Annotated in this window: 12 protein-coding genes; 7 read left to right on the top strand and 5 right to left on the bottom strand. The window is 49.6% G+C overall.

The window, feature by feature from the left end; all coding sequences use genetic code 11:
• Positions 1–248 precede the first annotated feature (248 nt).
• Together K7P76_RS14235 and thpR are read right to left on the bottom strand one after the other, a co-directional pair.
• Positions 249–590 carry a hypothetical protein gene (locus K7P76_RS14235; RefSeq protein ID WP_232185960.1) on the bottom strand — a complete coding sequence of 114 codons (342 nt, stop codon included), beginning with the start codon at positions 588–590 and terminating at the stop codon, positions 249–251.
• Positions 591–760: 170 nt separating this feature from the next.
• Entirely contained in the window at positions 761–1,273 is a 513-nt protein-coding gene (gene thpR / locus K7P76_RS33655) for an RNA 2',3'-cyclic phosphodiesterase (RefSeq protein WP_373692398.1), read from the bottom strand.
• Positions 1,274–1,469: 196 nt separating this feature from the next.
• Here thpR and serC point away from each other — a divergent pair, with 196 nt between their 5' ends.
• The 3 genes from serC to K7P76_RS14215 all read left to right on the top strand — a co-directional run bounded on the left by serC (position 1,470) and on the right by K7P76_RS14215 (position 3,523).
• Positions 1,470–2,558: a 3-phosphoserine/phosphohydroxythreonine transaminase gene (gene serC, locus K7P76_RS14225; protein WP_232185958.1), complete on the top strand. Its 1,089-nt coding sequence runs from the start codon at positions 1,470–1,472 to the stop codon at positions 2,556–2,558.
• Between the two features lie 79 nt (positions 2,559–2,637).
• Positions 2,638–3,099 (top strand): tRNA (uridine(34)/cytosine(34)/5-carboxymethylaminomethyluridine(34)-2'-O)-methyltransferase TrmL, encoded by a 462-nt coding sequence (trmL, locus tag K7P76_RS14220; protein WP_232185957.1) that lies wholly within the window; start codon positions 2,638–2,640, stop codon positions 3,097–3,099.
• Positions 3,100–3,280: 181 nt separating this feature from the next.
• Positions 3,281–3,523 carry an AbrB/MazE/SpoVT family DNA-binding domain-containing protein gene (locus tag K7P76_RS14215; RefSeq protein ID WP_027085560.1) on the top strand — a complete coding sequence of 81 codons (243 nt, stop codon included), beginning with the start codon at positions 3,281–3,283 and terminating at the stop codon, positions 3,521–3,523.
• Positions 3,524–3,642: 119 nt separating this feature from the next.
• Here the strand turns inward: K7P76_RS14215 and K7P76_RS14210 are convergent, their stop codons facing one another.
• Entirely contained in the window at positions 3,643–3,786 is a 144-nt protein-coding gene (locus K7P76_RS14210; protein WP_232185974.1) for a hypothetical protein, read from the bottom strand.
• 183 nt (positions 3,787–3,969) lie between these two features.
• Between K7P76_RS14210 and K7P76_RS14205 the strand changes: the two genes are divergently transcribed.
• The 4 genes from K7P76_RS14205 to K7P76_RS14190 all read left to right on the top strand — a co-directional run bounded on the left by K7P76_RS14205 (position 3,970) and on the right by K7P76_RS14190 (position 8,273).
• Complete coding sequence (locus K7P76_RS14205; RefSeq protein WP_232185956.1) at positions 3,970–4,851, top strand: carbohydrate ABC transporter permease; 882 nt, start codon at positions 3,970–3,972, stop codon at positions 4,849–4,851.
• Positions 4,851–5,684 carry a carbohydrate ABC transporter permease gene (locus tag K7P76_RS14200; RefSeq protein WP_232185955.1) on the top strand — a complete coding sequence of 278 codons (834 nt, stop codon included), beginning with the start codon at positions 4,851–4,853 and terminating at the stop codon, positions 5,682–5,684. The genes K7P76_RS14205 and K7P76_RS14200 overlap by 1 nt, the downstream gene beginning before the upstream one ends.
• A 21-nt stretch (positions 5,685–5,705) precedes the next feature.
• Positions 5,706–7,013, top strand: coding sequence for an ABC transporter substrate-binding protein (locus tag K7P76_RS14195; protein ID WP_232185954.1), 1,308 nt, complete (start codon positions 5,706–5,708; stop codon positions 7,011–7,013).
• Positions 7,014–7,145: 132 nt separating this feature from the next.
• Positions 7,146–8,273, top strand: coding sequence for an aminotransferase class I/II-fold pyridoxal phosphate-dependent enzyme (locus K7P76_RS14190; RefSeq protein ID WP_232185953.1), 1,128 nt, complete (start codon positions 7,146–7,148; stop codon positions 8,271–8,273).
• A 3-nt stretch (positions 8,274–8,276) separates the two neighbouring features.
• On the opposite strand, the gene K7P76_RS14185 is transcribed toward K7P76_RS14190, so the two are convergent.
• Positions 8,277–8,585: a Rieske (2Fe-2S) protein gene (locus K7P76_RS14185; protein WP_232185952.1), complete on the bottom strand. Its 309-nt coding sequence runs from the start codon at positions 8,583–8,585 to the stop codon at positions 8,277–8,279.
• The gene (locus tag K7P76_RS14180) at positions 8,578–9,423 is read right to left on the bottom strand and encodes a DUF2161 domain-containing phosphodiesterase (RefSeq protein ID WP_232185951.1); all 846 of its coding nucleotides are present in this window, start codon (positions 9,421–9,423) and stop codon (positions 8,578–8,580) included. Before K7P76_RS14180 ends, K7P76_RS14185 begins: the two co-directional genes overlap by 8 nt.
• Positions 9,424–9,547: the final 124 nt, after the last annotated feature.

The following is a 9,547-nucleotide window of genomic DNA, read 5'->3' as shown; positions in this document are numbered from 1 at the left end:
CGAGCATTGTGGGGGAGAAATGTACCCTGAGCATTACATAGGCGTACATGGCTACGAATACAAAGTCTCAAATATCCTCCAAACCCAAAAAGACCGTCAGGGAGATATACCCTGACGGTTTTTCTTATCATTCAGCTGTAAGATATTCGATAGTTCTACAGCATTCCAATGGAGTGGATAACCGGTCAAGTGATGGTATTGTCTATTCGTAATGAGCTTATTATTCAGTTAGAGAAAAAAATAAAGCCCTATAATGGGCTTGTTTGGTCGAGTATGTTTTTATAATTTGTACGCTTGGAGCGATCAATTTGTAACTTAATTGTTGCTTGTTCCTTCAGAGTGTATTCTACATCTTGTCTAAGGTCGTCCAGCTTGTTATTCGTTAGTTTGATTGACGATATTACGTCATCATTCTGAGCAGCTTCTATGCGGTCAAGAGAAGATTGTACGGTGTCAAAACGATTTTCTATAGCATCTAATCGTAAATCAATAGTATTTAGTCGTAAATCAATAGCATCTAGCCGTTTGTTGATTGGTTGAAATTGTTCTTGGATGATTTGTCTTAATGCGTTCATATTTTCTAGATCCATTAATAGACCTCCAATTAAATCAGGATTGGTTTAATGATAACATACATTAATGGTTCATATGTAGTCGGATTAGTTCTTCGTTTACGTTCCGATTCATGTTTGTTTAATTTAAGTTGTTCGAAACCTAGTATAAGGCGATAAGAGAGACGAAGGAATACGATTAATCGAGGCTAGAGCATAAAGGGATACTCGCCGATAGGCTCGTAGCTGGGCTTGCGCCCTAGATGAGTGCGGAACAGCGTGCAGCCGCCGACTGTCCATGCGGGTGGCGCAAGCGACGCTGCCGCTGCGCTTGCCGCCGCCAACGCCGCCGCGCTGAAGCCGGCGGCGCCACCCCGCGCGAGCGTAACGTGCGCGCGGAAGGGCCTCGCCTCCGTGGCGAAGCCGGAGGCGGCAAGGCGCGCGCCAAGCGCCGCGTGCAGCGCGGCTAGCGCGCCCCCCGGTGCGGCCGGCTCCGCCAGGCCGCACCAAAGCACGCGCGGCGCTGACGGCGGGCCGAAGGTGCCCGCCTCCGTCAGCGCAAGCGCGAATGGCGCCGCAGCGGCTGCGACTTCAGCCGCCAAGGCGCCAATATCCCGCACACGCGTAGCAGGCGTGTCGCCCAGAAAGTGCAACGTCACGTGTAGGTCCGCAGGATGCGTCCAACCGCGAAAGCGGAAGCCTGCGGCGGACAAACTCTCCATAAGGCCGGCAAGATATTCGGTCGCAGCATCCGAACATTTTAAACCGAGAAAAAGACGAAAATTATTCACCGATGACACCGCTTTCGTTCGGAAATTAGCATTAATTACGACATTTTAGGACGTTTAATGGTTGCTCAGTAGTGTAAAGCTTTGTTATGATAAGCCTATTATGAATTTAAACAAGGTGGGGGACAAGATGGCCAACCGCGCTTATAATTTCAATGCCGGCCCTGCGGCGCTGCCGCTGGAAGTACTGCAGCAAGCCCAAGAGCAATTTGTCGAATTCGAGAATAGCGGTATGTCCTTGATGGAGATGTCCCATCGCGGCGCTATCTATGAGAAAGTCCATTACGAAGCTGATAATCTTCTTCGGGAATTAATCGGCATTCCGAGCGGCTACAAAGTATTGTTCATTCAAGGCGGAGCGAGCACGCAATTCGCTATGGTACCGATGAATTTGCTGCGTCCGGGGACAACGGCTTCGTTCGTCGCAACGGGAAGCTGGGCAACGAAAGCGATTCAAGAAGCGAAGCTTTTCGGCGACGTTTCGATAGCCGCTTCTTCGGAAGCCGATAAATATAATCGTATTCCTTCCATTAGCGAATTGAACTATGCATCGGACGTTGCTTACTTGCATTTGACCTCGAATGAAACGATCGAAGGAACCCAGTGGTCTGAATTTCCCGATACAGGTAACGTAACGCTGGTCGGAGACATGTCGAGCGATATTTTGTGCCGCCCCATTGATGTTTCCAAATTCGGCCTGATTTATGCCGGAGCTCAGAAAAATCTAGGACCGTCAGGCGTTACGATCGTCATTATCCGCGAGGATCTGATCGTCGAGCCTTCCACGCCCGTTCCGACCATGATGAGGTACACGACGCATGCAAAAGCCGATTCCCTCTATAATACGCCTCCAACCTTTGCTATTTATATGATGAACGAGGTGCTTAAGTGGGTAAAAGCGAACGGCGGCGCAGCGGGAATGGAAACTCGCAACCGTGAGAAAGCCAGCTTGCTGTACGACTTCATAGACAACAGCAACGGGTTTTATCGTGGATTTGCCCAGCCGGGCAGTCGTTCCTTGATGAACGCCACTTTCCGCCTTGGAAGCGAAGATCTGGAGAAACAATTCGCCAAGGAATCGGAAGCGCAAGGATTTTCCGGTTTGAAAGGCCATCGCAGCGTCGGGGGATTAAGGGCATCGATATACAATGCCGTACCTGTTGAAAGCATCCGCGCTCTTGTTAGCTTCATGCGAGACTTTCAAAGCCGCAATGGCTGATTAAGCGGGAATTAAATAACGGATAATGGGAAATAGCGGTATTATGCCGCTATTTTTCAGTTTGCGAAGGAGGATTAAGGTGTCATTCCATATTGTGCTCGTGAATCCCGAAATTCCGGCGAACACCGGAAATATCGCAAGAACTTGCGCCGCTACGGGCACTCATCTGCATCTTGTTAGACCGCTCGGCTTCTCGACCGACGATCGGGTGCTGAAGCGTGCGGGATTGGACTATTGGTATGCCGTCAACATTACGTATTACGATTCTTTCGAAGAGGTCCAGGCTGCAAACCCGGGCGGGAGATTTTTTTTCGCGAGCACGCGGGTAACAAAAAGATATACGGATTTTGAATTTCGGGACGGCGATTTCTTCGTTTTCGGAAAAGAGACGGCAGGTTTGCCGCAAGCGCTGCTCGATGCTCATTCCGAAACATGCATGCGAATTCCAATGACGGATAAAGTCCGCTCATTGAATCTAGCCAACTCGGCAGCCATACTCGTTTATGAAGCGCTAAGACAAAACGATTTCCCACTTATTTGAAATTGTAGCCAACATTTTTCGACAAAATTCCTTTTTTTGTGAGTTTATTTGTCGAAAAATTGCACAATTTTAAGCAAATTATATACGAAGAAGGTAAATGAGCTTCTATATCGAACGGTATAGAGTGGCTAAAAGGTTTCGAGACAACTAGCTAGAATAGCGTATGAATGGAGGTACTGCATTGAAACCTGCAGGCGTAGTTCGTAAAGTGGACCAATTGGGTCGTATTGTACTTCCCAAATCGTTGCGTAAACGATATCAGATGAATGAAGGGGATCCAGTGGAGATACTGGTCCAAGGCGATCATATCATTCTGGAACGTTATCGGCCCCGCTGCGTGTTTTGTTCTTCGATGGAAGGCGTCGGAGAATTCAAGGAGCGCTATGTATGCGCATCTTGCTTGAAAGATATGCACGGGCTGTAAAATAACCGGCAACAAAGAGACCGTCCACTGGGGGACGGTCTCTTTGTTGCCGCGCTAGGAAAGGAGAAGCCGGACACCACTCGGTACTAGAGAAGGTATCCGGCTTTTTGTCGCGGTTCTTATAATCCTTTGGTTTTATCTTCGTTATAGGAAGACGTCAGGATGGATACGATGAACAAAACCAGAACGATCATAACGATCCAGAACTTATTGGACATTCCAAGAAATTGCGCAGCTTTTGCAGTTGTTTCCGCGAGCAACATGTTCCACACCTCCGCTTAACTACTTTTATTATAACCAACACCCATAAAAAAGAAAACGCAAAATGTTGTGAACAATATGACCGACATAGTCGTGCCAAGCGGAATCGCGCACTCTACGGGCGAATACGCTCGCGTTATCTGGACAACCTACGTTTGGAACCTATAGGTAAAGGAGACAAAGCTATGAAATCCCGTGTTTCCTCGCGGGAATGGCTACTGCAGACGTTATTTGTCGGTCCGGCTCTTCTCGTATTCGTAATTATTGTCGCCCTTCCCTTTGTACTGGGGTTGTATTACTCTTTGACGGATTGGAACGGGGTATCTAATCAGGTGCTCTGGATCGGACTCGGCAATTATCGGGAGCTGATGGGCGATGAAGGATTTTGGGATTCTTTCGGATTCACGGTCAGGTTTACTATAGTGGCGGTCGTACTTACAAATTTGGTCGGGTTTGTGCTGGCGCTTATTCTGACGAGATATTTGAAGCTGCGCAATTTGCTGAGGACGATTTTCTTCTTGCCGAATGTGATCGGGGGGCTGTTGCTCGGATTCATCTGGCAGTTCATATTCGTTAAAGGATTCGCGGCGCTGGGCAATTGGACAGGGTTGTCATTTTTCGAATTGCCTTGGCTTGGAGATGCGACGACAAGCTTCTGGGCGGTCGTTATCGTCAGCGTATGGACGGGCTCCGGTTACTTGATGATTATCTATATCGCTTCGCTAATGAACGTACCCGCGGATTTGCACGAAGCGGCCTCTATTGACGGCGCTAGCAGCTGGCAAAGGCTGCGTAACATCACCATCCCAATGATCATGCCTGCGGTAACGATCTGCTTGTTCCTTGCTTTGTCATGGTCGTTCAAAACCTTCGACGTCATCTTGTCGCTGACAAGGGGAGGCCCCTACAATTCCACGCAATCCGTGGCGCTTAACATTTACACCGAGGCCTTTCAAAATAACCGTTTGGGGCTCGGAACCGCGAAAGCGATCGTATTCTTTATCGTTGTGGCGCTTATTACGATCATTCAAGTGTGGTTGACTAAGCGACAGGAGGTTGAAGCTTAATGGCACACAGGCGGTATACGTCGGGAATGCTGATTTTAGAATTGTGCGCGGTATTGCTGGGGTTATTGTTTCTGATCCCGTTTTATTTTCTGATCGCCAACTCCGTAAAGTCGTTTGCCGAAATTTTGCTGGATTCCGCAGCGTGGCCGACGAAGTTCGTATGGAGCAACTACACGAGAGCTTGGGAAATCATGAAGTTTCCCCGGGCATTCGGAAACTCCTTATTCATTACGGTGATCAGCAATTTGGGACTTACCCTCATCAGCTCGTTGAGCGCTTATCGTTTTGTGCGGCACCCGTCCCGATTTAACAACATTATTTTCACCTTGTTCGTGGCGGCGATGGTTATCCCCTTTCAATCCATCATGATTCCGTTAATGAAGGTGGCCAGTTGGTTTCATCTGCTCGACAGCCGGATGGGGTTATTCGTATGTTATCTGGGGTTCGGCGTATCGATATCGGTGTTTCTGTTCCATGGATTCGTAAAGTCGATTCCCGTCGAGATTGAAGAAAGCGCCGTCGTCGATGGTTGCAGTCCTCTGGGGGTATTCTGGAAAATCGTCTTCCCGCTGCTTAAACCGATGACGGTGACGATCATTATTTTGAACAGTCTATGGATTTGGAACGACTTTCTACTGCCTTCGCTGTTGTTGGGGAGAGCCGAGTTAAGAACGATTCCGTTATCGACTTTCTCCTTTTTTGGGCAATATACGAAACAGTGGGATTTAGCGTTGGCTGCGCTTGTTATGGGCATTACGCCAATCGTCGTATTTTTCCTTACGCTTCAACGGCATATTATCGAAGGAATTACGGCGGGCTCGGTTAAAGGGTAAACAATTTCAGGAGGGTTGACCGTGAAAAAAACAGCAGCAATATTCATGGTGATTATGATGTTGAGCTTGGTTCTTAGCGCGTGCGGACAAAGGAACAATAATGCCGCTACTCCTTCGCCCGGCGCTTCGGCAACGGCAAGTCCGTCTCCCGGCAAGAACGTCACCATTAAGATTTTTCAATTCAAAGTCGAAATCACGGAAGCGCTCGATAGGCTTAAAGCCGTGTACGAAGCTTCCCATCCGGGCGTTAAACTGAACATCGAGACGGTCGGCGGAGGAAGCGATTACGGGGCTGCGTTAAAGGCGAAATTCACGTCGGGAGATGAACCTGACATCTTCAATAACGGCGGGTTCAACGAGTTAAAAACTTGGGCGGATAAGATTGAGGATTTATCGGATCAGCCTTGGGCGGCGGACGTGTTGGACGTGGCCAAACAACCGATGACAAGAGATGGTAAGCTATACGGGATGCCGATGAACATAGAAGGTTACGGGTTTATCTATAACAAGGACATGTTCCAGAAAGCCGGAGTTACGACCGTGCCCAAGACGATAACCGAGCTAAAGGATGCAAGCGCCAAGCTTAAGGCAGCAGGTAAGACACCTTTCGCTAACGGTTATGGGGAGTGGTGGATTCTCGGAATCCATAACTTCAACGTCGGCGTGGCGCATCATCCCGACCCGAACAAGTGGGTGGCCGATAGGAATGCGGGCAAAGTGAAGATCGCGGGCGACAGCATTTTCGACGATTGGGCGAACCTGCTCGATTTAACGTTGGAGTATGGGAACAAGAACCCGTTGACAACGGACTATAATACGCAAGTGACGCTGTTCGCCAGCGGCGAGACGGCAATGATGCAGCAAGGCAACTGGACCCAGGTGCAGATCGACAAAATTACTCCGAACATGAACCTTGGGGTATTGCCGATGCCGATCAACGATAAAGCGGAGGAGAACGACAAGCTGTACGTAGGCGTTCCAAGCAACTGGGTCGTGAACAAAAACTCCAAAGTTAAGAAAGAAGCGAAGGAATTCCTCAATTGGCTCGTAACTTCCGCGGAGGGCAAAGATTATATCGTTAACCAATTCAAATTCATTCCGGCTTTCAAATCAATCGAAGTGAAGGACGAGAAGGCGCTCGGTCCGATAGCAGGGGATATTATGGCCTACAGTAAAGCGGGGAAAGTTCTGTCTTGGAACTGGTTCAACTATCCGGATGGCGTAACAAACGAATTGGGCGCGACGATACAATCGTATGTGAAGAAGAAGGATCGGGCCGGCATGTTTAAAGAAATGGACAAGCAATGGGATCGATTGTCCAAGAAGTAAGGATTGGTATGCTTGACGGGAACGGCCCTGCTGGTGCGGGGTCGTTTTTTATTTGACTTTTGATTGGTTGTCCTAGGCACTGAGAGACATATAAATGAACTAAGGCCGAGATCGTCGAGGGAGGGGATCACCTTGAGTTCAATCATTAATTGGATGGGTGGATGGCCTAAGGAAGGTTTGGTTTCCGCAGCCGACTGGGAAGAACGGGTTGAAGCCGTCGCATCCTCGGTAACGACGGAACAACCGGGGATAATCGAGAGGAAGCTTGAGCCGCATGGTGAAGGAAAGCTAAGAAATCAATTGGCGCAAGGGCTGCTCAAGGAGAAAACGGGCGGCAATAGCAATCAAATCAGGATGACGCTTGGCGCGGACGGTGCTCTAAGTTGGCTTCTCGATCATGCGCTAATACCGGGAGATACCCTATTGACCGAAAGGCTTACATCAAGGTCGGCGCTGCAGGCTTTTCGTAAAGCAGGGATGAAGGTGGAGGCTGTCGAAGGCGATCGACGGGGGATGAATCCGGAAGCTTTGACAACCGCCTTTTATCGTTATCGGCCCAAAATGGTTTACGTCTCGCCCTCCTGCACCGATCCTGAAGGCGTTAGCTGGAGTCCGGAGAACAAGACTGCAATTCAGAATAGATGCCGTGAAGCAGGCGTTTTGCTCGTTACGGATGACCGTCAGGAAATGCTGCTATACGATTCGGATGAACAACGAACGCATAAGAGGCTGGAACCCGGACACCTTTCCATCGGCCAGCTTCCGCCCGGCTTGATAGCCGGACTGCGTATCGGCTGGATTGCGGGAGCTTCTGATCTCATTAAATCGAAACAGATTGCGAACGGCATCCATAAAGAATTAGTCGGTTCCATTCAACAGAGGGCGCTGTCGCAGCTCATAGAAGAGCAGCCTTTGGAACCGCTGCTCGATATGCTCAGGGTGCAGTGCAACGAGCGGATGAGGAAAATGACGGAGCATTTCGCACGGATGGGCATTCCGGATGTGGCTTGGGTTAAACCTAGAGGGGGGCTGCATCTTTGGGTTATTTTGCCATCGGGCTTGGAGGGGGAGGCGTTATTGCGCGGGTCGTGGTTAAAAGGACTGATTTTCCAACCGGGCGCGCCTTTCTTCGTTAAGGATCCTCTAGTTAATACGCTAAGAATCACTTTTGCTTTTGCGGATGAACGGCAAATGAAACAAGGGCTGGCAAGGCTTGAAGAAAGCATCGAAGAATTCACCGGGCGATGGTCCAGAAGTTAGCGGTTATTCATTAACTCCGATCGCGAATAGATGGTTGTCGTGAATTCGAACCTTCCGCTGCATCAGGCGTTCATCGGGATCGTTCAAACAAGTCCCATCCTCCGCGTTGAACGTCCAGAAATGGAGCGGACAGAACAGCACATCGTTGAGAGGGCGAATTTCTCCCCCTGCGTGGGGGCAAATCGCAAGCAATAAGCGATATTCCCCTTCGGACGTCCGGACAAGCCAATAAGGGGTATTCTCCAGCGTAATTTCAGTCGGCAATTGCGTGAATGTATCCAACGGTCCAAGATCAATCTCTGATTCACTCATTATACGTCAACTCCACTTGCGGTTTATTGTCGGAAGTATTCAATGGATGAGCAGCCGCCCATGAAAATTGGTTCGCCCACACCTTTGTCACATCGGCGTAGTGGAGCAAAGCCGTCTTGCCGGCGGGCGTAATTTCATAAACGCCTTTCGTCAGCCGTTTAAACCAGCCGTAAGGATTGTTGCGGAGCATCGAACCTGCTGTGGGACAGTGAGTCCAATCTCTAACCTGGCGGGGCGAGGAGGGCCCGTGACAGTCAAGCGCTAGAGCGCATTGGATCGCTTTCTCGCGATAAGCGGTTACGAGCTTCCGTTTCGTGCTGCCGCCGACGTTATAGTCGCCGCTGCGCGCGTTAAACTCTTTCAGCAGCTTGGAGGCGCCTGCCTTGCGTCGCCCGCCGGCAACCGTATGATAAGGTTGCGGAGATTCTGCCGCAATTGCGCTGCCTGCAAGGGACATTGGGGGTACATAACCTGCTGGCTCGCACCATACGTCGATTGCCGGGGATTTGGTCCTATAGAAAGTAACCGTTAGGAATCCCAAGTTGAGTCGGCGGCAAAGGGCGGTTATTTCGGTGAACCGCTGGTTATGGGCGCCTCGCTTTGTTCGGTTGCGCTCGACGGCCAACCAAACGGCAGCACCGGTTTTCTGGCGGTCGATGCCTTGGAGCAGTAGCGGTAAAGTGAATGTTTTTTTCATTTCAACGATGGTTGGCTCGGGCTGATCCGCTCGATAAGCAACGAGGTCGCATCCGCGGATTTCCGCTTTGACCTCGTAACCTCTTCCGGTAAAGAAGGTTTTGACCGGCGGGTAGAGTTCGGTTTCTAATTTGATGGCCACCGGATTTGTTCCTCCCTTTTTCAACGGAACCGATAAGATTATCGCCATTATAGCACACTGTAATCCCACGAATTATACAATGTAAGAGTAATGTCAGGTCAAATTCATCTGTCACTCCGCATAA

The organism is Cohnella silvisoli, assembly GCF_021190915.1.
Classification (GTDB): domain Bacteria; phylum Bacillota; class Bacilli; order Paenibacillales; family Paenibacillaceae; genus Cohnella; species Cohnella silvisoli.
The sequence above is the reverse complement of the archived record's forward strand: the minus strand, read 5'-3'. Positions and strand labels throughout refer to the sequence as shown.

What these genes read in the sequence shown, in the direction of transcription:
- K7P76_RS14235 (WP_232185960.1), bottom strand. Translation starts at nt 590, where the DNA reads ATGGATCTAGAAAATATGAACGCATTAAGACAAATCATCCAAGAACAA.
- thpR (WP_373692398.1), bottom strand. Translation starts at nt 1,273, where the DNA reads ATGGAGAGTTTGTCCGCCGCAGGCTTCCGCTTTCGCGGTTGGACGCAT.
- K7P76_RS14210 (WP_232185974.1), bottom strand. Translation starts at nt 3,786, where the DNA reads ATGTTGCTCGCGGAAACAACTGCAAAAGCTGCGCAATTTCTTGGAATG.
- K7P76_RS14200 (WP_232185955.1), top strand. Translation starts at nt 4,851, where the DNA reads ATGGCACACAGGCGGTATACGTCGGGAATGCTGATTTTAGAATTGTGC.
- K7P76_RS14205 (WP_232185956.1), top strand. Translation starts at nt 3,970, where the DNA reads ATGAAATCCCGTGTTTCCTCGCGGGAATGGCTACTGCAGACGTTATTT.
- K7P76_RS14185 (WP_232185952.1), bottom strand. Translation starts at nt 8,585, where the DNA reads ATGAGTGAATCAGAGATTGATCTTGGACCGTTGGATACATTCACGCAA.
- serC (WP_232185958.1), top strand. Translation starts at nt 1,470, where the DNA reads ATGGCCAACCGCGCTTATAATTTCAATGCCGGCCCTGCGGCGCTGCCG.